Origin of the sequence: Micromonospora sp. H33 (assembly GCF_052068455.1) — a bacterium.
GTDB lineage: Bacteria > Actinomycetota > Actinomycetes > Mycobacteriales > Micromonosporaceae > Micromonospora.
In genome coordinates, this window is sequence record NZ_JBQHDE010000007.1 from 116,385 (window position 1) to 141,355 (window position 24,971).

The following is a 24,971-nucleotide window of genomic DNA, read 5'->3' on the forward strand; positions in this document are numbered from 1 at the left end:
ACCATTCCTTCCTGTTGGACGGCACGGCCGGTACTTACCGCAGGAACGCCGCCGCGACGCCGGCGTCGACGGGAATGTGCAGGCCGGTGGTGAGGGGCAGGTCGCCGGCGGTGAGCGCGACCACGGCCGCCGCGACGTGCTCGGGCAGGACCTCCTTCTTCAGCAGCGTGCGTTGGGCGTAGAAGGCGCCAAGCTCGGACTCCGGCACGCCGTAGACCGCGGCGCGTTGGGCAGCCCACCCGCCGGCGAAGATCCCCGATCCGCGGACCACCCCGTCGGGATTGATGCCGTTGACCCGGATGCCGTGCTCCCCCAGCTCGGCGGCGAGCAGCCGCACCTGGTGCGCCTGGTCGGCCTTGGCCGCGCCGTACGCGACGTTGTTCGGGCCGGCGAAGACGGCGTTCTTGCTGGCGATGTAGACGATGTCGCCACCGCCGCCCTGCTCGATCATCACCCGGGCCGCCTCGCGGGAGACGAGGAAGGAGCCGCGAGCCATGACGTCGTGCTGCAGGTCCCAGTCGTCGGTGGTGGTCTCCAGCAGCGGTTTGGAGATGGAGAGCCCGGCGTTGTTGACGACCAGGTCGACGCCGCCGAACCGGAGGACCGCCGCGTCGAACGCCGCCCGCACCGCAGTCTCGTCGGTGACGTCGACCGGCACGGCCAGCGCGGCGTCGGCGGAGCCGATCTCGTCGGCCACCCGGGCCGCCGCGTCGGCGTCCCGGTCGGCGAGCACCACGCAGGCGCCCTCCGCGGCGAGCCGGCGGGCGACGGCCCGGCCGATGCCCGAGCCGGCCCCGGTTACGAACGCCACCCGGGTGGCCAGCGGCTTCGGCGCCGCCATCCGGCGCAGCTTCGCCTCCTCCAGGGCCCAGTACTCGATGCGGAACTTCTCCGCCTCGTCGATCGGCGCGTACCGGGACACCGCCTCGGCGCCGCGCATCGCGTTGATGGCGTTGACGTAGTACTCGCCGGCGACCCGGGCGGTCTGCTTGTCCCGACCGAAGGAGAACATGCCCACGCCCGGCACCAGCACGATGGCCGGGTCGGCGCCGCGCATCGGCGGGGTGTCCGGGCCGGCGTGCCGGTCGTAGTAGGCGCGGTAGTCGTCGCGGTAGGCGGCGTGCAGTTCCCGCAGCCGCGCCACCACGTCGGGCAGCGGCGCGGTCGACGGCAGGTCCAGCAGGAGGGGGCGGACCTTCGTCCGCAGGAAGTGGTCCGGGCACGACGTGCCGAGCGCGGCCAGCCGCGGGTGGTCCTCGCCGGCCAGGAAGTCGAGCACGGCGTCGCTGTCGACGAAGTGTCCGACGACGCGCTGGTCGGTGGAGGCCAGCTCGCGGATGACCGGGGCCAGGGCCGCCGCGCGGGTGCGGCGCTCGGCGACGGGCAGCGCCGCGTTCGCGGGCACCGCCGGGCCGAACGGTTCGGGCCGGCCCCGCTGGTCGAGGAACGCCTGCGCGGTAAGGATGATCTCCAGCGAGTTGCGCTCGCACTCCTCGCTGGTGCTTCCCCAGGCGGTGATGCCGTGCCCGCCGAGGATCACCCCGATCGCGCGCGGGTTGGTCCGGTGCACCGCGGCGATGTCCAGACCCAGCTGGAAGCCCGGGCGGCGCCACGGCACCCACACCACCCGGTCGCCGAAGCACTCCTTGGTCAGCGCCTCACCGTCGGCGGCGGTGGCCAGCGCGATGCCCGCGTCGGGGTGCAGGTGGTCGACGTGGGCGGCGTCGACGAGGCCGTGCATGGCGGTGTCGATCGACGGTGCCGCTCCCCCACGCCCGTGCAGGCAGTAGTCGAAGGCGGCCACCATCTCGTCCTCGCGCTCGACGCCCGGGTAGACGTCCACCAGCGCCCGCAGCCGGTCCAGCCGCAGCACGGCCAGGCCGGCGGGCGTGAGCGTGCCGAGGTCCCCGCCGGACCCCTTCACCCAGAGCAGCTCGACTTCGCCGCCGGTGACGGGGTCGATGTCGTGGCCCTTGGCCGAGGTGTTGCCGCCGGCGTAGTTGGTGTTGCGGGGATCGGCCCCGAGCCGCCGGGACCGGGCGACAAGCTCCTGTGGTGTGGACATCGTGTCACGCCCCCCAGCCGGCGGCCTGCCCGCCGACGCGTTCGGTTCTGGCCTTCTCGAAGTAGCCGGAGCGCTGGTACGCGCCGACCGGGTCCGGGTCCAGCCCCATGTCCTCGCGCAGCTGCCTCAGCAGCGGCCGGACGTCGGTGTGGTAGGCGTCCATGAGCACCGCGTTGGCGGCCAGCACGTCGCCGTCGGCCTGCGCGGCGCGCAGCGCCTCGTGGTCGACCAGCAGCGCCTTCGCGGTCGCCTCCTGCACGTTCATCACCGAGCGGATGACCGCCGGGATCTTCGGCTCGATGTTGTGACACTGGTCGAGCATGAACGCGATCCCCGCGCCGGGCCGTACGGCGTCGGCGAGCACGATCTCGTGCATGATGCGGAACAGCTGGAACGGGTCCGCCGCGCCCACCATCAGGTCGTCGTCGGCGTAGAACCGCGAGTTGAAGTCGAACGCGCCGAGCTTGCCCTCGCGGAGCAGGAACGCGACGATGAACTCGATGTTCGTGCCGGGTGCGTGGTGTCCGGTGTCGATCACCACCTGGGCCCGCTCGCCCAGTCGCAGACAGTGGGCGTAGGCGGTGCCCCAGTCGGGGACGTCGGTCAGATAGAAGGCCGGCTCGAAGAGCTTGTACTCCAGCAGCATCCGCTGCCGCGGCCCCAACCGGTCGTACGTCTCTCGCAGGGCGGCGGCGAGCCGGTCCTGCCGGGCGCGGGTGTCGTCCTGCCCCGGGTAGTTGGTGCCGTCGGAGAACCACAGCTTCAGGTCGCGGGACCCGGTGCGGTCCATCACGTCGACGCACTCGAAGAGGTGGCCGATCGCCTTGCGCCGGATTCCCGGGTCGGGGTTGGTGACGCTGCCGAGCTTGTAGTCGTTGTCCTGGAAGACGTTGGCGTTGATGGTCCCCAGCGTGATGCCCTGCTCGGCGGCGTACCGGGCCAGGTCGGCGTAGTCGTCGACCAGGTCCCAGGGGATGTGCAGGGCGACGGTGGGTGCCACCCCGGTGAACCGGTGCACGGTGGCCGCGTCCGCGACCTTCTCGTACGGGTCGCGGGGCACGCCCTCCTGCGGAAACACCTTGAACCGGGTGCCCGAGTTGGCGTACGCCCAGGACGCCGTCTCGATGCGCTGGTCGCGCAGCGCCGCCGCAACCCGTGATCGGGTCGCCGGGGCCAGGTCAGTCATCCGTGTCTCCCCAGTTGCTCGTTCAGATCGAAGATCTCGGCCAGCACCTGCATGCCGCGATCGGGCCGGCCGTCCGGCAGGTCGGCGAAGAACGGGGCCATCTCCGCCTGCCAGCGGCGGTTGACGCCGGTGGCGTCCATGGCGGCCAGCGCGGCGTCGAAGTCGTCGGTGTGGAGGTAGCCGACCAGCAGGCCGTCCTCGCGCAGGAACAGCGCATAGTCGTGCCAGCCGGCCGCCCGCAACGCGGTCAGCATCTCGGGCCACACCGCGGCATGGCGGCGCCGGTACTCCTCCAGCCGGTCCGGCCGTACCTGGAGGGTGAAACAAACCCGGCGCACGCCATGCCTCCCCATGTGGGTCAGAAGGTGAACTGGTCGACGTTCTCGGCGGTGAAGGTGAACGGATCGCCGAGCACGACCACGCCGTCCTTGCCGACGGTGAACTCGCCCAGCTTGCCGGCGGTGAACTTGTCACCCTCCTTGCCGCTGATCTGGCCCGAGGCCAGCGCGCCGCCCGCGTACGCGGCCAGGTAGCCCAGGTCGGCGGGGTTCCACAAGGCGAACGCCTTCACCGTGCCGTCCTTGACGTACGCGCGCATCTGGTTCGGCGTGCCCAGGCCGGTCAGCTGCACCTTGCCCTTGTACGCGGAGCCGGACAGGTAGCGGGCCGCCGCGGCGACACCGACCGTGGTCGGCGAGATGATGCCCTTGAGGTTGGGGTGCTTGGCGAGCAGGCCCTGGGCCTCCTGGAACGACTTCTGGTCGTCGTCGTCGCCGTAGACCGTGTCGACGAGCTTGAGCTTGGCGTACTCCGGCTTGGCCAGCTCGGTCTTCATCATCTCGATCCACGCGTTCTGGTTCGTCGCGTTCGCGGTGGCGGACAGGATCGCGATCTCGCCGCCCTCCGGACCGATCGCCTCGGAGATCAGCTTGATCTGCGACTTCGCGATGCCCTCCGCGGTCGCCTGGTTGATGAACAGGTCCCGGCAGGACGGGTTGGTGTCCGAGTCGTAGGTGACGACCTTCGCGCCTGCCTGCTGGGCCTCCTCGAGCGCCCCGCAGATCGCGTCCTTGTCGTTGGCCGAAACCACGATGACGTCGGTCTGCTGCTGCGAGAGGGTGTTGATGTAGCTCACCTGCGCCGACGGGCTCGCCTCCGACGGGCCGGTCTGGCTGTAGGAGCCCTTGAACTCCTCCACCGCGACCTTGCCGCCCTTGTTGTCGGAGGTGTCGAAGTACGGGTTGTTCACCTGCTTGGGCAGGAACGCCACCTTCAACCCGGACTTGATGGCGCCGTTCCCGGCGCTGCCGTCGTCGCCGGCTCCGGAGCCGGCGTCCTCGGCGCACGCGGTGGTGGTGAACAGCAGCGCCAGCAACGCCGCCGACGCGATCGTTCGTATGCGTCTGGTGCTCATGCGGGTGTCCTTTCAACGGCGGGGATGGGTCGTCGCCGGCTCAGCCGGTCACGGGCCAGGCGAACGACGTTCGGCCCGACGACGGAGAGAATGAGCAGGGATCCGGTCACGATGGTCAGCGCGTTGGCCGGCACGTCGGCCAGTTGCAACGCGTTACGCAGGGTCCCGAGCAGGGCGACGGCGGCGAGCACTCCGACGAGACCCCCGCGCCCGCCGAAGATCGATACGCCACCCAGCAGGACCGCCGCGACAACCGACAACTCCAGGCCGGTCGCGTTGTCCGCGCGGGCGCTGGCGAAGCGGAACGTCCAGAAGACGCCGGCCAGCGCGGAGACCGCACCGGTGGCGACGAAGAGCCAGAACTTGGTACGGGCCACCGAGATGCCGGAGAACGTGGCCGCCTCTGCGTTGTTGCCCATCGCGTAGAGGCCCCGACCGATCGGGGTGTAGTGCAGGACCGCCCCGAAGAGCACCGCCAGCGCGGCGACCACGAGGACGAACCACGGGATGGTGGTGCCCGGGATCGGACTGATCGCCTGCCGGGTCCACTCGACCGGGTAGTCCGCCACCGCTCGGTCGCCGAGCACCACGTAGGCCAGGCCGCGGTAGAGCGCGAGCGTGCCGATGGTGACCGCCAGCGATGGCAGCCCGAACACGGTGACGAACAGGCCGTTGACCGCGCCGAGGAGGGCACCCAGCGCGAGGCTCGCCACGACGAGCACCGGCAGAGACGTGACACCCAGGTGCCAGAGTTGTCCGAGCACGGCGCACGTCAGTCCCACGATGCTCGCCACCGACAGGTCGATCTCGCCGGTGATCACGACGAGGGTGAGCGGCAGGGCGATCAACGCGATCGGAATCGCTTCCAGCACCAGGAACCGGTAGAACCGGGGGTTGCTGACACCGTCGATGGTCAGGCTCCCCACGACGATCACGGCGACGAGCGCGACGATGACGACGGCGTCCCAGGAGCCCAGCACCGACCGCCAGGCCGGCCGGTTCGGCAGGGTGTGCTCACGCGCCACGGGCCTTGCCTCCTTGCAGACGGTGGGCCATGCGCACGGCGAGCGCGCGGTCCAGCCCGATGGCGGCCAGGATCAGCGCACCGACGGCGGCGCGCTGCCAGAAGGGGTTGATGCCGAGCACCGGCAGGGCGCTGCCGATGGCGGTGAGCAGCACGGCGCCCAGCGCCGCGCCGTAGACCGAGCCGCTGCCACCGAAGATGGCTACGCCGCCCACCACGACCGCCGCCACGACGTTGAGTTCCGAGCCGAGACCGGCGTTGGCGTCGAGCGTGCCGAAGCGGGCGGCGTAGAGCACGCCGGCGAGCCCGGCGAGCGCGCCGCTGACCACGAAGGCGGCGAAGACCCGCCGGCCGACGGGGATCCCGGACAGGCGGGCCGCGTCGGGGTCCGAACCGATCGCGTAGAGCTCCCGGCCGCTGCGGTACGAGTGCAGGGCGTATCCGGCGACGACGAGCACCACGACCGCGAACAGGGTGAGCACGGGGACGCCGAGCACCGTGGCGGTGCCCATGCGCAGGAATCCGGCGGGCATGTCGGCGGCGTTGATCTGCCGGCCGGTGGCCCAGGTGTAGTCGATGCCGCGGAAGACGTACAGGGTGCCGAGGGTGACCACGAGGGCGGGCACCCGGGCGGCGGCGATCAGCGCGCCGTTGACGGCGCCGCACACCGCGCCGAGCGCGGTGCCGACGCCGATGGCGAGCGGGATCGGCAGTCCGGGAGCGGCGAGGAACAGGGTGCCGGTCGCGAACGCCGACAGGCCGAGGATGGAACCGACCGACAGGTCCACGTTGCGGGTGATGATGACGATGGCCTGGCCCACCGCGAGGATCGCCAGGATGGTCGAGCCGAGCAGCAGGTCCTTGACGCTCTGCGCGGACAGGAACCGCGGGTTGGTCAGCGCGGTCCCGGCCACCAGCAGCGCGAGGGCGAGGGCGATGCCCAGCTCCCGGACGACGAACAGGCGGTGCGCGGCGCGCGCTCCGGCCCCGGCCTGCGGTGGTGAGCCGCCCGGCGTCGGGTCGGCCCGGCGTACGTCCGTGGTGGTCACGGGCGCCTGCCCTGGTTCGCGACGGCGGTGCTCCGCCGCGTTGCGCTGCTCGCGCTCACGATCCCTCCCGTTGTCCGGTTGCCGCGAACATGACCGACTCCTCGTCGGCCTCCTCGCGGCCGATCTCGCTGACCAGTCGGCCCTCGTGCATGACCAGCACCCGGTCCGCCATGCCGAGTACCTCGGGCAGCTCGCTGGAGACCATCAGGACGGCAACGCCCTCCGCGGCCAGCCCGGACAGCAGCCGGTGCACCTCGGCCTTGGTGGCGATGTCGATGCCGCGGGTGGGTTCGTCCACGATCAGCACCCGCGGTGCGGTCGACAGCCATTTGGCCAGGACGACCTTCTGCTGGTTACCGCCGGAGAGGGTGGAGACCGGATCGGTAAGCCGGGCCGCCTTCACCTGCAACCGCTGGGTCCAGCTCCGCGCCGACCGGCGCTCGGCCGAACCGAAGAGCAGGCCCAGCCGGCTGAGCGACCAGCGCCGCGGCAGCGTCGTGTTCTCCGCCACCGACAGGTCCATGACGAGTCCCTGCTGGCGGCGGTCCTCGGGCACCAGGGCGAGCCCGGCGGCGATCGCGGCCGGGGTGCTGCCGCCCGGTAGGCGGCGCCCGCCGACGAGGACCTCGCCGCGGTCGTACCGGTCGATGCCGAAGATGGCCCGGACGACCTCGCTGCGGCCGGCGCCGACGAGACCGGCCAGCGCGACGATCTCGCCGCTGCGGACGGTCAGGTTGACGCCTTCGAAGTGGCCGTACCGGGTCAGGTCGCGGACCTCCAGCCGCGCCTCACCGATCTCGGCGGGGAGCTTGGGGTAGAGCGAGGAGACGTCGCGGCCGACCATCCGGCGGACCAGCTGGTCGACGGTCAGCTCCTCCGCCCGGTCGGTGGACACCCACCGGCCGTCGCGCATGACGGTGATGCGCTGGCAGAGGGCGTAGACCTCGTCGAACCGGTGGGAGATGAACAGGACGGCCGCGCCGGCCTCGCGCAGCGACCGGGCCACCGCGAACAGCCGCTGCACCTCGACGCCGGACAGCGCGGCGGTGGGTTCGTCCATCACCAGCACCCGCGCGTCGAACGAGAGCGCCTTGGCGATCTCCACCAACTGCTGGTCGGCGATGGAGAGCCCACGGGCCGGCCGGTCCGGGTCGATGTGGACCCCGAGCCGGGCGAACAGCTCCCGCGTCCGCGACCGCATCGCGGCGGCGTCGATGCGCCGCATCCCGCGCAGGGGTTGCCGCCCGATGAAGATGTTCTCGGCCACCGAGAGGTCGGGGAAGAGGGTCGGCTCCTGGTAGATGACGGCGATGCCGGCGGCCCGGGCGTCGGCGGGGCCGCCGAAGACGACCTCGCGCCCGTCGAGGGTCACCGTCCCGGTGTCGGGCTGGTGGACCCCGGCGAGGATCTTCACCAGGGTGGACTTGCCGGCGCCGTTCTCCCCCACCAGCGCGTGGGCCTCACCGGCGTGCAGGTCGAGGCGCACGTCGCGCAGCGCGGCCACGGCCCCGAAGGATTTGCTCACGCCGTGCAGTGACAGCACCGGTTCCACCGCGGCTCCCTTCAGAGCATCGACGGTCGACGACTTGACGAAGTGATGAAACGTTTCATATCTTCGTGGCCACGACACTAGGGACGACCGCATCGATACGTCAAGGGTTTCGCAGGAGTTACCTGGTTGTTACGTCCGAGCGGAGGCACACTCCTCAGTGGAACGATTCAATCCGGCCTCCGTCCACGCGCCGCTGGCACCCGATGGAGAGACTGGTGAGCATGTCGACCACGAGCATCAAGGAGGTCGCCCGCCACGCCGGCGTGTCGATCGGCACCGTCAGCAATGTGCTCAACCGGCCCGACCTCGTCGCGCCCGCGACCCGCCAGCGGGTGCTCGACGCCATCGGTCAGCTCGGCTACGTCCGCAACGACTCGGCCCGTCAACTGCGGGCCGGCCGCAGCCGCACCATCGCGATCGTCGTGCTCGACGTCGCCAACCCGTTCTTCGCCGACGTCGTGCGCGGCGCCGAGATGGAGGCCGAACAGGCCGGCGGCGTGGTCGTCGTCTGCAACAGCGGCGAGGACGCCGCCCGGGAGCGCCGCCACCTCGACATCCTCGAGGAGCAGCGCGTCCAGGGCGTACTCATCACCCCGGTGCACGACGGCCCCGACTCCCGCCTGGAACAGCTCATCTCCCGGGGCACCCCGGTCGTCCTGGTCGACCGCGGCTCCGGCCACCACCACCGCTGCTCCGTGGCCGTCGACGACGTGCTGGGCGGGCGGCTGGCCGGTGCGCACCTGGTCGAGCAGGGGCACAGCCGGATCGCCTACGTCGGCGGGCCGGCCTCGATCCGGCAGGTCGCCGACCGGCACGCCGGCGCCGCCGCCGCCATCGGCACCAACGGCGACCTGCGGCTGGTCGAGACGGCGAGCCTGACCGTGGCGGCCGGCCGGCGCGCCGCCGATGAGATCGCCGACCTGCCCGCGCGGGAACGGCCCACCGCCGTTTTCTGCGCCAACGACCTGCTCGCCCTCGGCGTCCTGCAGGAAATGACCCTGCGAGGCCTGCGCGTCCCGCGCGACATCGCCATCGTGGGCTACGACGACATCGAGTTCGCCGCCGCCGCTGCCGTCCCGCTGTCCTCGGTGCGCCAACCCCGCGAGCAGCTCGGCCGGACCGCGACCCAGCTGCTGCTGGAGGAGGTCAACGACCAGGACCGGCACCAGCACCGGCACGTCGTGTTCCAGCCGGAGTTGGTGGTACGCGAATCCAGCAGCCGCCAGCACCGCCGGCGAGCTCGGGCCAACCCCGCGGGGTGAGGCGACGGCCCGCCAGGCGCACCGCCGGGCCACGGCGACGGCCCGTCCCGGCGCGGCGGGCGGCAGCCCGCGACGGTGGGGAGCGCCGGCCGCGCCCCGACCGGGCCGGCCAGGTGGTGGCGCCGGCCGCCCGACGACGGCCGGCGCCACCACCGTCACATCGCCGGTTCCGACCGGCTCACGAACCGCCAGGTCCCCGAACCCACGGTGTGGACGAGGTAGCCGGGCTCCATCCGCCGGGCCGACACCAGCCCACCCGGCGACGCCTCCACGTCCTGCGCGCGCTCGGCCGGAACGTGCACCTCCGCGGTGGCTCCCACGGGCACCTCGACGGTCAGCAGGAACTCCCCGTCCGCGCGCCGCCACGCCAACGACACCCGGCCACGGACCGTGTCCATGCCCAGGGAGGCCGACGACACGGCGCTGCGCGCGTCAGGACGGACGACGAACCGCTCCCAGCCGTTGGCGGCCGGCCGCAGGCCCGCCACGTTCTCGTACAGCCACTGCACGACCGTCCCCTGAAAGTAGTGCTGCCGGGACCGGGTCGACGTGGGCCACATCTCCCACATCGTGTCGGCGCCGTTGTCGACCCAGTAGCCCCAGCTCGGGTACGTCCGTTGCCGCGCCACGCGGGCCGCCACCTCGGCATGGCCGTGCGCGGTCAGCACCGGCAGCAGGACACTGGTCCCGAGGCAGCCGGTGTTGAGGTGCCACCCGCGCGCCTCGATGTCGGCCACCAGGTTGTCGACGACCGCCCGCACCATGTCGTCGGGTACCAGCCCGAACGCCAGCGGGACGGCGTTCGAGGTCTGCCGGTAGCCGGGGTCCCGGCTCGTCCGGTACAGCCCGCGCGCCCGGTCGAGGAAGGTCTCGTTGAGCCGGTCGCGCAGGCCGGCGGCCGCCTGCCGCAGCCGGGTGGCCTCCGCGCCGTGCCCGGTCAGCTCGCCCACCTCGGCGATCGAGATCAGCGCCCGGTGCAGGTACGCGGTCGCGGTCAGCCGAGTGTCCTCGGGCGGGTTGCCCCCGGTGCCGGGCGACAGGTAGTCGCCGAGTGCCGTCACGGCCAGGCCGTTCTGCAGCCGCCCGAGTTCCCAGTCCAGGTAGTCGACCACCGGCTCCCAGTGCTCCCGCAGCAGCCGGTCGTCGCCGTACCAGCGGTGCATCTCCCGCAGCAGGTACGGGTAGACCGTGGTCCACTCCGGCGCGGGCGCCAGTTCCTGGTATCCCCAGCCGCCGCTCGGCACGATCACCGGCACCTGGCCGGAGGAGACCTGGCTGTCGCGCAGGTCGCCGAGCCACTTCGTGAAGAACCGCGCCAGGTCGAGCTGCCCGGCCATCGTCGGCGCGGCCACCTGCGCGTCACCGGTCCAGCCGTTCTTCTCGTACATCGGCGTGTCGGTGGGGATGCCGTGCAGGTTGTTCCGCACGGTACGGCCCATCATCCGTTCGAACTGCTCGAAGAGCGGCTCGCTGCACCGGAACTGCCCGGCGTCGCGGACGTCGGAGTGCACCACCTGCATCGTGACCGTGCCGGTGGTGGCCGCCCCGGCCAACCCGTCCAACTGGACGTACCGGAACCCCTTGTACGAGAAGCGCGGCTCCCACACCTCCTCGCCGCCGCCGCGGGCGACGTACTCGTCCTGCTGGAACCGTCCGCCCTGGACGTGGCCGGTCGACGCCTCGACGGTGCCGTCGGCCCGCAGCTTCTCCCCGTACTGGATGCGGATGGTGGTACCCGGCGCGGCGGCGGTCCGCAGGCGCACCCAGCCGGCCGTGGTCCGCCCGAAGTCCGCCACCCAGACACCGGCGCGCGGCGACGTGAGGCGCACCGGCGCCACGCTCTCGACGACCCGGATCGGCTCGTGCTCCTGCGCGGTCAGGGTGCCGGCCGGGGCGTCCAGGACCATCGCGCGCTCCCAGGCGGAGTCGTCGAAGCCGGTCACCGACCACCCCGCCGGTTCCCGCCGCGCGTCGTAGGTTTCCCCCGCGTAGAGCGAGTTGGACAGGGTCGGGCCGGAGGTGACCCGCCAGGCGTCGTCGCTGACGATCTCGGTACGCGAACCGTCGGGGTGGTCGACGACCAGGCGCGCGAGCAGTCGGGGCTCACCGTGCCAGGGCGGCTGGTGCCAGCGCCACACGTTCCGGGTGGTCATGCCGTAGAAGCCCCGCCCGAGTTCCGCGCCGAGGACGTTCTCCCCCTCGTCCAGCAGGTCGGTGACGTCGTGGGTCACGTACAGCACGGTCTCGTCGTAGTCGGTGAACCCGGGGTCGAGCACGGACGTGCCCACCCGCGCCCCGTTGACGTGCAGCACCTGGTAGGCGAGACCGCTGGCGTACAACCGGGCCCGCGTCACCGGCTTGGCGAGCCGGAACGCCCGCCGGAGCAACGGCGCGGGCCGCTCCTCCACCGGCGGCTCGACGCCGCTGCCCCACGGTCCCTGCCCGTACGGCGCCAGCACCACGACCGGCGACCACGCCGCGTCGTCGTGACCGGGCTGCTCCCATCCGGCCTCGTTCGCGCCGGCCGTCCGCCACCCGCCGTCGGTGACCAGGACCAGTTCCCGGCTGTCGGCGGTACGGACGACGAGTTTCGCGATGAGGCCGCCCGGGTTGACCGACGGGCCGCCCCGGTTGGTGGCGACCGCCGCCAGCACGAGGTCACCGCCGATGGCCTGCCGGACCTGCCCGGTCACGTCCGCGACGCGGGCGGTGCGCCACCCGTCGGTCTGCTGGGGTGCGGAGAGGGTGAGCTGACCCTGCAGGTAGGCGGTGAAGTCGTCGTCGGCAGACATGATCAAACGCGCGGAGGCGACCTCGACGTCCGCCGGCAGGGCCAGCCGGCCGCGGAACCAGCGCGGCCCCACGGGCGCGTTGTTGACCGTCGCTCCCGGGCCCCAGATCCACGACGAGCCGACCAGGTCGAGCGCCCGCGGTTGGGGAACGGTGACGTTGCTCCCCCACGGCCCCTGGCCGTACGGCGCGAGGACGGCCACCGCCGTCCATCCGCTGTCGTCGTGCCCGGGCTCCTGCCAGCCCGGGCGTTCGCTGTCGCTGCTGCGCCAGGTGCCGTTCGTGCTCCGCACCAGACGCTCCCCGGCGGCGGTGACCAGGACCAGCTTCCCCAGCAGGCCGGCCGGGTTGACCGACGGGCCCGGCCGGTTGGTGGCCACGGCCGCCACCACCAACGCGCCGCCGACGGCCGCCCGGGCGAGTTCGGTGACGTCGGCCACCTCGGCGCTGCGCCAGCCGTTCGCCTGCTGCGGCGCGTGCAGGATCTGCCGGCCGTTGACGTACGCCGTGTAGTCGTCGTCGGCGGTCACGACGAGGTGCGCGGCGGCGATCTCGACGCCGGCGGGGACGTCGAGCCGCCCGCGGAACCAGCGTGTCCCGGCCGGCGCGCTGCTCGCCGTCGCGTCCGGCGACCAGATCCAGGCCGCGCCGGTCAGGTCGAGCGGCACCTGCTCCACATCGGGTCGGGCCCCGACCCACCGGGCCGCCCCGAAGCCCTCCTCGAGCAGCCCGGTCTCGAACCAGGCGGGGGCGGCCCAGGCGGTCACCCGGCCCGCCGCATCCCAGACCCGCACCGTCCAGTGGTAGCGGGTTCGCGCGACCAGCGGCGGCCCCGCGTAGGGCACCCCGAGGGCCTGCGCGGACGCCACCCGGCCCGAGTCCCAGACGTCCGCCTCGCCGGGCGCGAGCCGGTCGCGGCTCGTGGCGACGAGAACCTGGTAGGCGCTCTGCGTGGCGCCGTGCCCGAGCGCGGTGCCCACCCAGGACAGCCGGGGCTTCCGCACGTCGGTCCCAAGCGGCTCGGCGGCGTACTCGGTGCTCAGGCGGCCCAGCGCGAGCGGGCCGGCGCCGGTCGACGGGGCCGGCGCGGCCGCCGCCGGCGCGGCGACCGTGGCGCCGAACGCGACGGCTCCCGCGCCGGCGACGCCCCAGCCGAGGAACAAACGGCGGTCGAGCCCTGGTTGCGGCTCACCCGGGACCGGACGTGGTGTCTGCGCCATGGGTCATCTCCTCGAGACGGTCGTGGACGTGGTCGACGGGCGGGATCAGGGCGTGCTGCCGACGGCCGGGCCAGCCGGCACCGGCGTCGACCAGACGTCGGCGATCGACGGGTCGTAGCCCTCGCCGGTGTCGCGGAACCGCACCCGCACGGTCCCGTCCTGCGTCGCCTCCGGCAGGTCCACGACGAACTGGTAGCTCACCGTGCCGGCCCCGCCAGCGGTGCGCCGGTACGAGCGGGAGTGCGCGAGCGCACCGTCGACGACGACCTCGTAGTCCTTCAGCTGCGCCTGGTCGTACGTCTCGACCGCCCGCAGGATGAACGGCCGGCCCGGCTCGACGGCGAGGTCGAACTCGAACCAACCGCCGGGGTAGCTGACATTCGTGTAGCGCCGCGTCACGCCGGCCTCGACGTTGGTGCCCGAATGGGTCGAGGCGACGAGCCGGTGGGCCTGCTCCGACGCGGCGTCGCCCAGGTCGACGTGGTCGAGCACGACCGCAGGCGGGTTGTCGAGGCGTACCGGCACGGCGAACGTCCGGCGTTCCGCATCGGTGGCCCCGGTGGCGACGGTGACACCGGTCGGCCCCTCCGTCACCGACAGCGGTGCCGTGAGGACCACCGGCACGATCGTCTCCGCGCCGGGCGCGAGCTCGTACGCCTTCGTGGCCGGTTCGACGCTCCACCCGTCCGGTGCCACGGTGGTGAGCTGACCCGTCACCGGCACCGTCGCGCGGTTGCGCAGCGCGGTGCGCACCGTCGTCGCCCCGCCGGGCGTGACCCCGGCCGGCTCGGCGGCCGTCGACACGATCGCCACCGCGGGCGCGGTGGTCAGCGAGCCGGCGACCGGCACGGTCGCCATGCCGGCCTGGTGGCGGTAGCCCGCCGACCCGGTCACCGGCACCGTCGACGGCGACTGGCCGGCCGGGACGCGCAGGTCGTAGCTGTGCCGTACGGCCGCTCCCGGGGCCACCTCCGTGGGGTGGCCGCCGACCGGGGTCACCGTCCAGCCCTCCCCCACCCCTAGCGTGGAACTCAGGCCGGTGAGCGGGGTGGCGCCGCCGTTGGCGATGACGACGGTCGCCCGGACCACGTCGCCGGGCAGCCGCTCGCCGACCGGGAGGTCGAGTTTCGCCACCGCGCCGATCAGTGCCGACGACGCGGCGGAGAGGCGCTCGTCGATCCGGGTGAGCGGCGCGCTGAGCCGGTCGGCGGTCGCCGCCGGCACCCGAGCGACCTTGACCTGCGTACGCAGCCACCGGTCGAGGTCGGCTGCGGTGGCCAGGGCCCGGTGGACGCCGGCGGCCGTGGCGAGCCGGTCGCCCGCCGCGTACGACGTGCGCGCCTTCGCCGTCTCGGCGGTGAGCTGGGCGAGCCGGGCCCGCAGGTGCTCGACCACGGACGGACCGAGGTCGCCGGTGAGTTCGTCCACCAGCGCGACCAAGGCCGCCACCGCGTCGGCGGCCTCGCCAAGGTCACCGAGCACCCGGTCGACGGCGAAGGCGTAGGAGCCGGAGCCGATCTCGAAGACCGCGTTGCCGCCGTCCATCGTCACGAACCGCACGCCGTCGGCCTGTTCCGCCGGCCGCCCGCCCTCGGTGACCGCGTGCCGGCCGGGTGCGGGGACGCGGACGGTGGCCGTGGTGTTGGCGGGAACGGACAGGTTCAGCCGCATGTCGCCCCGCTCGTCGAGCTTCCAGTCGGTGCGGACGACGCCGTGCACCGACCGGTACGACGCCCGGGCCCAGGTGAGGTTCCCGCCAGGCCGGGGGGCGATCGTGAGGTGGGCGTAGCCGGGGTTCTCCGGGTCGGGCTGGATGCCGGCGACGGTGCGGTACATCCAATCGCCGACGGCACCGTAGGCGTAGTGGTTGAACGAGTTCATCGACACGTCGCCGAAGCTGCCGTCCGGCATGATCGAGTTCCACCGCTCCCAGATGGTCGTGGCGCCCTTGGCGATCTCGTAGCCCCACGACGGGTAGGTGTCGTTCAGCAGCAGCCGGTAGGCGACGTCCAGGTGTCCGGTGTCGCTGAGCGCGGGCAGCAGGTCGGGCGTGCCGAGGAAGCCGGTGGCCAGGTGCCAGTCGTGCCGCTTGACGTTGGCGACCAGCCGCTCGGCGGCCTTGGCCCGCAACTTGCCGGGGAGCAGGTCCATGCCGATGGCGAGGACATACCCCGTCTGGCTGTCGCCCTGGACCGTGCCGTCGGCCGCCACATAGGAGTCGACGAACGCTTCGGCGATGTCCTTCGACAGCGCCGCGTAGCGTGCGGCGTCGGCGTCCTTGCCGATGGCGCCGGCCATCTCGCCGAGCAGGCGGATGCTGTAGGCGTAGTAGGCGGTGCCGATGACGCCGGCGGGCGTCGGATCGTCGAGGTTGAGCCAGTCCAGGTACGGCCCGGCGTTGGTACGCCGCTTGCCGGAGCTGGTGTTCTGCAGCCAGGTGGCGTAGCGCACCATCGACGCGTAGTGCTCCTCGATGACCCGGGTGTCGCCGTAGCGCTGCCAGAGGGTGTGCGGGACGGTGATGCCGGCGTCGGCCCAGCCGGTCGCGCCGTCGCCGCAGCAGGCGCGCGGCGCGACGTCGGGGTAGGCGCCGTTGGCCGACTGCGCGTCGCGCAGGTCCTGCAGCCACTTGGTCAGGAAGGTCAGGCTGTCCATGTTGAACGTGGCGGTCTCGGCGAAGACGTTGATGTCGCCGGTCCAGCCGAGACGCTCGTCGCGCGCGGGCGTGTCGGTGGGGATGGAGAGGAAGTTGCCCCGCTGGCCCCAGGTGATGTTGCTGTGGAGCTTGTTCACCATCGCGTTCGACGTCTCGAACTCGCTGGTGAGCTCGCCGTCGGTGTGCATGACGAGCCCGGTCACCGTGCTGAGGTCGGGGGTTCCCGGGTAGCCGGTCACCTCGACGTAGCGGAATCCGTGGAAGGTGAAGGTCGGCTCGTACGTCTCGGGACCGCCGCCGGCGAGCCGGTAGTGGTCGGTGGCCTTCGCCGAGCGCAGGTTGTCGGTGTAGGCGGTCCCGTCCGGGTTGAGCACCTCGGCGTGCCGGATGCGCACCGTCGCGCCGGCGGGGCCGTCGACCCTGAGCCGCACCTTGCCCACCATGTTCTGGCCGAGGTCGAAGATCCAGGTGCCGGGCGTGGGCTGGGTCAGTGTCTTCGCGGGCAGCTGCTGCACGACCCGGACGGGCGGGTCGACCTGGGCGACCAGCCGGGCGGTGGCGCCCGTGTCGTCGACGGTGGCCGGTGACCAGCCGGAGTCGTCGAAGCCGGGCCGGTCCCAGCCGGCCGGCAGCCGGCGCGCGTCGTAGGTCTCGCCGTGGATCAGGTCGCTCTGCAGGAACGGGCCGGGCGTCGCCCGCCACGAGCCGTCGGTGCGCACGGTCTCGGTCCGACCGTCGGCGTAGTCGATGACGAGTTGGGCGCTCAGGTGCGGCCGGGAGCCGTAGTTGTCGGTGCCGAACCAGGCGATCGTGCCGGAGTACCAGCCGTCGCCGAGCATGGCGCCGAAGGCGTTGTCGCCCGGCCGGAGCTGGCTGGTGACGTCGTACGTCTGGTACTGGACCCGCTTGGCGTAGTCCGTCCAACCGGGCGCCAGCTCGTGGTCGCCGACGCGCTGGCCGTTGAGGGACAGCTCGTAGACGCCGAGCGCCGTCGCGTAGACCCGTGCCCGGGAGACCTCGCCGTCGACCCGGAAGCCGCGGCGCAGCAGCGGGTTCGCGTCCAGCGCCGTCAGCATGGCCTCGGTGTTGCCCGAGATGCGCAGGCCACCGGGGGTCGGGGTGCCGGCCGCGAACGGGTTCTCGCCGTCGGTGAGCGGTGCCGAGAAGAGGGTCCGGCCGCCGCTGGTCACCGAGAAGTCGGAGAAGACGCCGGCCTCGGTCCCGCTGGAGCGCAGGCCGACGGAGCCGGAACGGTGCGCCGTGCTGCTGGTGACGTCGACCTGGACGTCGTCGACCCAGGTGGTGAGGGTGTCGCCGGTCGCCGTGATGCGCAGGGTGTGCGGGGCGGTCAGCTTGTCGGCCGGTACCACGTTGCCGAGCGGCACCTCCTTGATGACCGCCCAGTTCCCGGCGGTGCGTACGTGCGGCCGCAGCTTGGCGATGCCGCCGGTGATGGAGAACTGCCACATGTAGGCGTTGGCTGGGCCGCTGGCCCGGAAGAAGATGCCCGCGGCGTCCCGCTCCAGGCGCACCGTCGTCCGCACGGTGTAGTCGGTCCAGGACTCTGCGGGTGAGGCCAGGCCGATCCAGTCGGCCTGCCATCCGTCGGCGCCCCTCACGCCGGTCTCCCAGAAGGCGGGCGTGCTCCAGCCGGAGGTGCGGCCCGCGCTGTCCCAGACCCGGACCTGCCAGGCGTAGCGGGTACGCGGCTGCAGAGCCGGGCCGGCGTACGCGACCAGGGAGCTGCGCCGGGACGTGACCCGGCCGCTGTCCCAGACGTCGGGGTCGCCAAGGCGGTCCGGGGCGGTGGCCACCCGCACCTGGTAGGCCTCCTGGACCACTCCGCGTGCGGTGGCGCTGATCGTCCAGCCCAGGCGGGGCCGCGCGACGTCCAACCCGATCGGGTTCGTCGCCCGCTCGGTGCTCAGGCCGCCGACCGTCAGCTGGGGGGTCTCCGGTTCCACGGCGATCGCCGGACCCGCCGCGAACGCGAGCCCCGAGAGGCCTAGCAGCAACACGAGTACGGCGGACAGTCCGGGCCGGAGCCGCCTCGTTGGCACCATGCGCCGACTCCTCACCTCGACGGTATGAAACGTTCTAAGAGCCTTCTCGAAATGCATCCTTCACAATCGGCCCCGCCCGGATCAATGGATCCGGATGGCCAGATCCGGACAACGGCCCTCGCGTGGCGGGGCCGGGTCGGGTCCGGCACCGCAGGTCGGGCGGCACTTCCCGGAGCCCCCCCGGATCCTATAGGATTCGGCCATGCGTGCCGGCCGACGGATCCTCACCGAGGACGTCTACAGCGCCATCCAGGCCCTGATCATGGATCACGCGGTCGCCCCCGGGGAGCGCATCGGCATCGACGCGCTCGCCCGACGGCTGGCCGTGTCACCCACCCCGGTCCGGGAGGCGCTGGCCCGGCTGGAGTCCGACGGACTGGTCCGCAAACGCCCCCTGGCCGGATACACCGCCACCCCGCTGCTCACCCGCGCCGAGTTCGACGAACTTGTCGAAATGCGACTGATCCTGGAGACCGCCGCCGCGCGCCGGGCCGCCACCGAGGTCGCCGCCGGCACCGTGGGCGCGGACGACCTGTCCCGACTCCGCGGCGAAGCCGACCTGCCCGGCGCCACCCCCGACGCGACCGGCTTCGCCGCGATCGCCGCGTTCACCGCCCAGGACGCCCGCTTCCACCACCTGCTCGCCGAGGTCGCCGGCAACCGGATGCTGCACCAGGCCGTGGTCCGGCTCCGCGCCCACCTGCACCTGTTCCGGCTGCACTTCCCGACCAGCCACTACGGAGTCAGCACCGCCGAGCACCATCGCGTCGTCGACGCCGTCGGCGCCGGCGACCCCGACGACGCCGCCGACGCGATGCGCGCCCACCTGCTCGCCGCCCGCGAGCGCCACCTGCCCTTCTTCGAAGGACCGTAGATGCGTGTCGCTCTCTTCGTCACCTGCGTGAACGATCTGGTGTTCCCCGGCACCGGGCAGGCGGTGGTGCGGGTCCTGGAGCGGTTGGGTCACCGCGTGGAGTTCCCCCAGGCGCAGACGTGCTGCGGGCAGATGCACGCGAACAGCGGCTACCGGGCCGAGGCGATGCCGATGGTGCGCGGTTTCGTCGAGACGTTCGAGCAGTACGAGGCGGTGGTCGCCCCGTCCGGTTCGTGTGTGGCGATGGTCCGCGACGCGTACCCCCGCCTGGCGGCACCGGAACCGCGGCTCGCGGCGGCGGTCGCCGCCCTCGCGCCGCGGACCTTCGAGTTCTCCGAACTGCTGGTGGACGTGCTCGGGGTGACCGACGTCGGCGCCGAGTTCCCGCACCGGGTCGCCTACCACCCGACGTGCCACGGCCTGCGGATGCTGCGCCTAGGCGACCGGCCGCAGCGACTGCTGCGCGCGGTGCGCGGGCTGGAGCTGCTGCCGCTGGCCGACGCGGAGCAGTGCTGCGGGTTCGGCGGCACGTTCGCGGTGAAGAACAGCAAGGTCTCGACCGCGATGCTCGCCGACAAGTGCGCCGCCGTGGCGGACACGGGGGCGGAGTTCCTGGCCGCCGCGGACAACTCCTGCCTGGCACACATCGGCGGTGGACTGTCCCGCCGGGACGGCGTGGCCCGACCGATCCACTACGCCGAGATCCTGGCGAGTACGGGAGGCAGCACGTGACCGGCACCGGCAACATCATCGCCCGGCTCCCCTTCCCCACCGCCGCCCGCGAGCAGCTGGCGAACCCACAGCTGCGAGCGAACCTGCACCGGGCCACCCGGACCATCCGGGACAAGCGGCTGCGGGTCGTCGGCGAACTCGACGACTGGGAAGGGCTGCGGCTGGCCGGCGCCGCGATCAAGGACGACACCCTGAGCCGGCTGCCGGAGCTGCTGGAGCAGTTCGAGGCCGCCGCGACCGCCGCCGGCGCCGTGGTGCACTGGGCGCGGGACTCCGCCGAGGCGTGCGAGGTGGTCACGGGCCTGGTCCGGCGTACCGGCGCCGACGAGGTGGTCAAGGTCAAGTCGATGGCCACCCAGGAGATCGGGCTGAACGAGGCCCTCGCCGAGGCCGGCATCACCGCCGTCGAAACGGACCTCGCCGAGCTGATCGTGCAGCTCGCCGACGACACCCCCTCGCACATTCTGGTGCCGGCGATCCACTACAACCGTGCCCAGATCCGCGACATCTTCGCCCGCCGCATGCCCGGGGTGGATCTGGGACGGTTGACCGACGAGCCGGCGGTGCTGGCCGAGGCCGCCCGCCGGCACCTACGGCAGCGGTTCCTCACCGCGCGCGTCGCCGTCTCCGGCGCGAACTTCGCCATCGCCGAGACGGGCACGCTGGTGGTGGTGGAGTCGGAGGGCAACGGTCGGATGTGCCTCACCCTGCCCGAGACGCTGATCTCGGTCGTGGGGGTGGAGAAGATCCTGCCGCGCTTCGCCGACCTCGAGGTCTTCCTGCAACTGCTTCCCCGCTCCGCCACCGGCGAGCGGATGAATCCCTACACCTCCAGCTGGACCGGGGTCACCGCCGGGGACGGACCGCGCGAGGTCCACATCGTGCTCGTCGACAACGGCCGCAGCGACACGCTCGCCGACACCGTCGGCCGGCAGGCGTTGCGCTGCATCCGCTGCTCCGCCTGCCTCAACGTCTGCCCGGTCTACGAGAAGGTCGGCGGACACGCCTACGGATCGGTGTACCCGGGACCCATCGGCGCCATCCTCTCCCCCCAGCTGACCGGCCCGGACGGTGGCGCGAACCGGACCCTGCCGTACGCCTCCACCCTCTGCGGCGCCTGCTACGACGCCTGCCCGGTCCGGATCAACATCCCCGAGGTGCTCGTCCACCTCCGCCAGGCCGGCGTGGACGCCCGACGCGGCCGACCCTCCGTCGAACGGACCGCCATGCGGGCCATGTCCTTGGTCATGCGCGACCGCCGCCGGTACGCGGCGACGCTGCGCGCCGCGCGACGGGGCTCTGCGCCGCTCCGGCTGATTGCCGGCGGCCGCGGCGTCGTGCGCCGGCTACCCTGGCCACTGTCCGCCTGGACCGACAGCCGCGACGCGCCGCTGCCCGCCCGGCAGACCTTCCGCGAGTGGTGGGCGGCTCGGAATGAGGACGCCGATGGGCGCCCGTGAGGAGATTCTGGCCCGGCTCCGCGCGGCCCGGCCGGCCGCGCCGGTGCCGGTGCCGCGGGCGTACGACCGCGCGACGGGGTACCCGGACCTGGTGGGGCTGTTCGTCGACCGGCTGGAGGACTACCGGGCGACGGTGCACCGGTGCCCGGCCGGTGAACTGCCGGCGGTCCTGGCACGGTTGTTGGTGGACGTGCCGGAGGTGGCGGTGCCGGCCGGGGTGCCGACCGGCTGGCTGGCCGCGTACCCGGGGTCGGTCCGGCGCGACGATGCGGCGCGGCCGCTGACGGTGACGGACCTGGACGCACCGGCGCTCGCCGTGCTCACCGGCTGCGCGGTCGCGATCGCCACGACCGGCACCCTGGTCCTGGACACCGGACCGCACCAGGGGCGCCGGACACTCACCCTGGTGCCCGACCACCACATCTGTGTCGTCCACACTGGCCAGATCGTCGGGGGCCTGCCGGAGGCGCTGGCCCGGCTGGCGGATCCGACCCGCCCGCTGACCCTGATTTCGGGGCCGTCCGCCACCAGCGACATCGAACTGAACCGGGTGGAGGGGGTGCACGGCCCCCGCCGGTTGCAGGTCGTGATCGTCGACACCTGACGGCGGGTGCGGTTGGTGGCCGAATTCCGACCGAGCCCTTCCGCCGGCACGGACGTTGTTGGTGCAATGCTGCCGAGCCGCAACCGCTCATGGACGTCGCTCGGTGGGGAGCCAGCACGCATGGAACAGGTCTTTCGGATGCTATTGGTGCGCAACGCCGAGGCGGCGGATCCCGAGACCGACGCGGTATCGGTGCCGGACACACCGCTGCAGCAGGAGCTGGGCAGCGTCACCGGCGACGTGCCACGCGGCGAGGTCATGGAGCGCGCGCGGGCGTTCGTCGACAGCGACCGGTTCGTCGGTGACGCCGAGGGGATGACCGGCGGGCCGCGGCTGCGCAAGCTGCGTACCAGGCTGAAGGAGTTGCGGGATCCCACCGAGGAGCAGGTGGAGCAGACCGTACGCGACGTGCTCGGTGACGACTACGCCGAGCAGGTCGGCGGTACGTCGTGGCGGGAGCGCAAGGAACGACTGGCCGACAGCGCGCTGGCGCTGAAGCTGTTGTCGACCAGCGACCCGGGGTCGATGGCGGAGCTGGTCGGGCTGCTGCGCACGGTGCGCTTCGTCGAAGCCTGGGTCGAGGACCGCGACGGCGCCGACCGGGCGGCGGCCACCCTGTCGATCCTCGACATGCCGCTGGTGCTGCCGGTGCTCTCTAGGCTGAGGCTGGCGCCACAGCGGCCCGACACCACCGCCCCTCCGACGCGTACGGTGCCGCCGCTGGCGGACTTGCAGCAGGTCGGTCGGCAGGTGCAGGCCATCGACAACGTCGTGCGGGAGCTGACGACGATCGCGCCCCGGTTCTTCCGTACCGTCAACGGCAAGCCGCACAAGCCGGGCGGCGCGCGGCTCGACGACGGCCCACCCGGGCCGAAGGCGGCCGCGAAGGCCGCTGGCATCAGCATCGCTGGCACCCAGGACGGCGCCAGGCTCGTGCTCTCCGACGCCGGTGTCGAGGTGATCAGCGAGGCCAGCCACCGCTACCTCGGCCAGCTCGGGCTGGACCTGTCGCGAGACTCGGTGAGCCAGGTGGTGGCTCGGCTGGACGCCGAGAAGGCCGGGTCGGTACGCGACCTGCGTCCCGCGGCGGGGAGCACCGTACTGGCGCTGGCCGACATGTTCCGAGCCGGCACGTACGGGCTCGGTGGCGCGTACCTGTGGCGGTTCCCCGGAGGCGGCCGGCAACCGCTGCCGACAACGCACGGCACGGTACGGCCGGTCGGGGAGGGTGAGCTGCTGGTGGTCCGGCAGCAGCTCACCGGATATGAGCTCGGCGAGGTCGCCCACATCGAGAACGTGCTGCGGGGTGAGAACAAGCAGCGCACCCACCGGCGTCGCGAGGTCACCGAGGAGATCTTCGTGACCGAGCGCGAGATCGAGCGGGAGGAGGAGCGCGACCTGGAGACCAGCGAGCGCTTCGAACTCAGCCACGAGGCGTCCGAGGTGCTCAAGGAGGAGGCGGAGGTCGAGGGCGGGCTGCGGATCCGGGCCCAGGTCAGCCCCGCCGTGGTGATCGAGGCGAACGCGCGGGCGGCGTACACCAACGCCCGGGAGAGTGCCCGGAAGAAGGCCAGCGAGTACGCCCGCGAGGTGGTCGACAAGTCGGTGAGCCGGCTCGCCGAGCGGATCCGTACCCAGGAGACGCGGCGGGTGACCCGCGAGGTGGAGGAGATCAACGACCACAGCGTCGACAACATCGACGGGGACGGCCACGTGGTCGGTGTCTACCAGTGGGTGGACAAGCGGTACGAAGCCCAGGTGTTCCGCTACGGCGGCCGCACCATATACGACTTTGTGATCCCGGAGCCGGCGATGTTCCTCAGCGGCGCGCTGGAGGAGGACGCCACCCGGGAAGTGGGGCGGCCGCGGCCGGAGCCGTTCGAACTCGACGCCGGCCAGCTCACCGAAGCCGACTACCTCTACTGGGCGAACAAGTACCACGCCACCGGCATCCAGCCGCCGCCGAGGTTCGAGGAGACCCGCTCGGTGACCTTCTCCTCAGGCGGCGGTGGTGAGGCCGGGGACATGTCGCAACGCCAGGACCTGACCATCCCCGAGGGGTACACCGCGGTGCAGGCCCACGTCACCGCCGGGTTCGCCGGATCCCAGATGTACATCTCGGTCGGGCGCCGGGTGTTCCTGTACGAGTCGCACTCCGGTCTGCAGTCGGCGAACCTCGACCTGGAGGAAGGCACGATCCCGATCACCATGGTCGCCAACGACACGCCGCTGTTCGCGGTCAGCATCGAGGTGGTCTGCCGGCGTACCGAGCGGGCGATGCTGGACTGGCAGATCCGTACCCACGCCGAGATCAAGCAGGCGTACCTGGAGCAGCAGGCGCGGTTCGACGAGGCGACGGCCCGTGCGGCGGCCAACCAGGGGGTGGTCATCGACGGCCGGAACCCGGGGGTCAACCGGGCGCTGGAGCTCACCGAGCTGAAGAAGGCGTGCATCTCGGTGCTGACCCATCAGCACTTCGACGCCTTCGACGCGGTGGAGACCGGGGCGCTGGGCGTGCCGCAGGTGGACGTGGCGGTGGTCGAGGAGCAGGGCAACTACATCCGGTTCTTCGAACACGCCTTCGAGTGGCAGCTGATGAGTTTCGTGTTCTACCCGTACTTCTGGGGCCGGAAGAGCACCTGGCTGGACCGGGTGCGGTATGACAACAGCGACCCGGAGTTCGCCGAGTTCGTACGCTCTGGTGCCGCGCGGGTGCTGCTGCCGGTGCGGGAGGGGTTCGAGACCGCGGTGGAGCACTTCATGCGTACCGGTCAGGTGTGGCAGGGCGGGCCGCCGCCGGAGATCACCGACCCCGAGTACCTGCCGATCGTCAGGGAGATCCAGGAACGTACCGGCGCCCCCGGCGACGAGGTGCCGGAGGGAGCGCCCTGGCCGGTACGCGTGCCGACCCGGCTGGTCCGGCTGCGCCCCGACAGCGAGCTGCCGAGCTGGGTCAAGCAGGACGACGGCACGTGGCGGCCGGTCGGATCGGACGACCGGTGACGGGTTCGGCCGCTCGG

Annotated in this window: 15 protein-coding genes; 6 read left to right on the top strand and 9 right to left on the bottom strand. The window is 72.4% G+C overall.

Translation table 11 applies throughout. The annotated features are described in order from the left end of the window. Positions 1–34: 34 nt before the first annotated feature. From ACTMS0_RS17750 to ACTMS0_RS17780, 7 genes are read right to left on the bottom strand one after another with little or no spacing between them, the layout of a single operon-like run. On the bottom strand, positions 35–2,065 hold the full coding sequence (locus tag ACTMS0_RS17750; protein WP_441156320.1) for a bifunctional aldolase/short-chain dehydrogenase: 2,031 nt from the start codon (positions 2,063–2,065) through the stop codon (positions 35–37). Positions 2,066–2,069: 4 nt separating this feature from the next. After that, positions 2,070–3,251: an L-rhamnose isomerase gene (gene rhaI, locus ACTMS0_RS17755; RefSeq protein ID WP_441156321.1), complete on the bottom strand. Its 1,182-nt coding sequence runs from the start codon at positions 3,249–3,251 to the stop codon at positions 2,070–2,072. Continuing rightward, on the bottom strand, positions 3,248–3,589 hold the full coding sequence (locus tag ACTMS0_RS17760; protein WP_441156322.1) for an L-rhamnose mutarotase: 342 nt from the start codon (positions 3,587–3,589) through the stop codon (positions 3,248–3,250). The genes rhaI and ACTMS0_RS17760 overlap by 4 nt, the downstream gene beginning before the upstream one ends. Positions 3,590–3,609: 20 nt before the next feature. Continuing rightward, entirely contained in the window at positions 3,610–4,665 is a 1,056-nt protein-coding gene (rhaS, locus tag ACTMS0_RS17765) for a rhamnose ABC transporter substrate-binding protein (protein WP_441156323.1), read from the bottom strand. Beyond that, entirely contained in the window at positions 4,662–5,690 is a 1,029-nt protein-coding gene (locus tag ACTMS0_RS17770) for an ABC transporter permease (protein ID WP_441156324.1), read from the bottom strand. Before ACTMS0_RS17770 ends, rhaS begins: the two co-directional genes overlap by 4 nt. Continuing rightward, a complete protein-coding gene (locus ACTMS0_RS17775) occupies positions 5,680–6,738 on the bottom strand; it encodes an ABC transporter permease (protein ID WP_441156325.1) in 1,059 nt (352 codons plus the stop codon). The genes ACTMS0_RS17770 and ACTMS0_RS17775 overlap by 11 nt, the downstream gene beginning before the upstream one ends. A 55-nt stretch (positions 6,739–6,793) precedes the next feature. Continuing rightward, positions 6,794–8,290, bottom strand: a complete 1,497-nt coding sequence (locus ACTMS0_RS17780; RefSeq protein ID WP_441156326.1) for a sugar ABC transporter ATP-binding protein — start codon at positions 8,288–8,290, stop codon at positions 6,794–6,796. 221 nt (positions 8,291–8,511) lie between these two features. Between ACTMS0_RS17780 and ACTMS0_RS17785 the strand changes: the two genes are divergently transcribed. Continuing rightward, complete coding sequence (locus ACTMS0_RS17785) at positions 8,512–9,552, top strand: LacI family DNA-binding transcriptional regulator (protein ID WP_441156458.1); 1,041 nt, start codon at positions 8,512–8,514, stop codon at positions 9,550–9,552. A gap of 155 nt (positions 9,553–9,707) precedes the next feature. Here ACTMS0_RS17785 and ACTMS0_RS17790 read toward each other — a convergent pair whose 3' ends face one another. After that, positions 9,708–13,562: a family 78 glycoside hydrolase catalytic domain gene (locus ACTMS0_RS17790; RefSeq protein WP_441156327.1), complete on the bottom strand. Its 3,855-nt coding sequence runs from the start codon at positions 13,560–13,562 to the stop codon at positions 9,708–9,710. Between the two features lie 45 nt (positions 13,563–13,607). Then, positions 13,608–18,281 carry a family 78 glycoside hydrolase catalytic domain gene (locus ACTMS0_RS17795; protein ID WP_441156328.1) on the bottom strand — a complete coding sequence of 1,558 codons (4,674 nt, stop codon included), beginning with the start codon at positions 18,279–18,281 and terminating at the stop codon, positions 13,608–13,610. A 202-nt stretch (positions 18,282–18,483) separates the two neighbouring features. Between ACTMS0_RS17795 and ACTMS0_RS17800 the strand changes: the two genes are divergently transcribed. From ACTMS0_RS17800 to ACTMS0_RS17820, 5 genes are all read left to right on the top strand, one after another. Beyond that, positions 18,484–19,155: a GntR family transcriptional regulator gene (locus tag ACTMS0_RS17800; RefSeq protein WP_441156329.1), complete on the top strand. Its 672-nt coding sequence runs from the start codon at positions 18,484–18,486 to the stop codon at positions 19,153–19,155. Beyond that, the gene (locus tag ACTMS0_RS17805; RefSeq protein WP_441156330.1) at positions 19,156–19,887 is read left to right on the top strand and encodes a (Fe-S)-binding protein; all 732 of its coding nucleotides are present in this window, start codon (positions 19,156–19,158) and stop codon (positions 19,885–19,887) included. Beyond that, positions 19,884–21,347 carry a lactate utilization protein B gene (locus ACTMS0_RS17810; RefSeq protein ID WP_441156331.1) on the top strand — a complete coding sequence of 488 codons (1,464 nt, stop codon included), beginning with the start codon at positions 19,884–19,886 and terminating at the stop codon, positions 21,345–21,347. Before ACTMS0_RS17805 ends, ACTMS0_RS17810 begins: the two co-directional genes overlap by 4 nt. Then, entirely contained in the window at positions 21,334–21,951 is a 618-nt protein-coding gene (locus ACTMS0_RS17815) for a LutC/YkgG family protein (RefSeq protein WP_441156332.1), read from the top strand. The genes ACTMS0_RS17810 and ACTMS0_RS17815 overlap by 14 nt, the downstream gene beginning before the upstream one ends. A 120-nt stretch (positions 21,952–22,071) precedes the next feature. Beyond that, positions 22,072–24,954 carry a hypothetical protein gene (locus tag ACTMS0_RS17820; RefSeq protein ID WP_441156333.1) on the top strand — a complete coding sequence of 961 codons (2,883 nt, stop codon included), beginning with the start codon at positions 22,072–22,074 and terminating at the stop codon, positions 24,952–24,954. Positions 24,955–24,971 lie beyond the last annotated feature (17 nt).

Excerpts from the sequence above, each read along its gene's own strand:
- ACTMS0_RS17790 (WP_441156327.1), bottom strand. The coding sequence starts at position 13,562 with ATGGCGCAGACACCACGTCCGGTCCCGGGTGAGCCGCAACCAGGGCTC.
- ACTMS0_RS17750 (WP_441156320.1), bottom strand. The coding sequence starts at position 2,065 with ATGTCCACACCACAGGAGCTTGTCGCCCGGTCCCGGCGGCTCGGGGCC.
- rhaI (WP_441156321.1), bottom strand. The coding sequence starts at position 3,251 with ATGACTGACCTGGCCCCGGCGACCCGATCACGGGTTGCGGCGGCGCTG.
- ACTMS0_RS17800 (WP_441156329.1), top strand. The coding sequence starts at position 18,484 with ATGCGTGCCGGCCGACGGATCCTCACCGAGGACGTCTACAGCGCCATC.
- rhaS (WP_441156323.1), bottom strand. The coding sequence starts at position 4,665 with ATGAGCACCAGACGCATACGAACGATCGCGTCGGCGGCGTTGCTGGCG.
- ACTMS0_RS17820 (WP_441156333.1), top strand. The coding sequence starts at position 22,072 with ATGGAACAGGTCTTTCGGATGCTATTGGTGCGCAACGCCGAGGCGGCG.
- ACTMS0_RS17795 (WP_441156328.1), bottom strand. The coding sequence starts at position 18,281 with ATGGTGCCAACGAGGCGGCTCCGGCCCGGACTGTCCGCCGTACTCGTG.
- ACTMS0_RS17785 (WP_441156458.1), top strand. The coding sequence starts at position 8,512 with ATGTCGACCACGAGCATCAAGGAGGTCGCCCGCCACGCCGGCGTGTCG.
- ACTMS0_RS17815 (WP_441156332.1), top strand. The coding sequence starts at position 21,334 with ATGGGCGCCCGTGAGGAGATTCTGGCCCGGCTCCGCGCGGCCCGGCCG.
- ACTMS0_RS17805 (WP_441156330.1), top strand. The coding sequence starts at position 19,156 with ATGCGTGTCGCTCTCTTCGTCACCTGCGTGAACGATCTGGTGTTCCCC.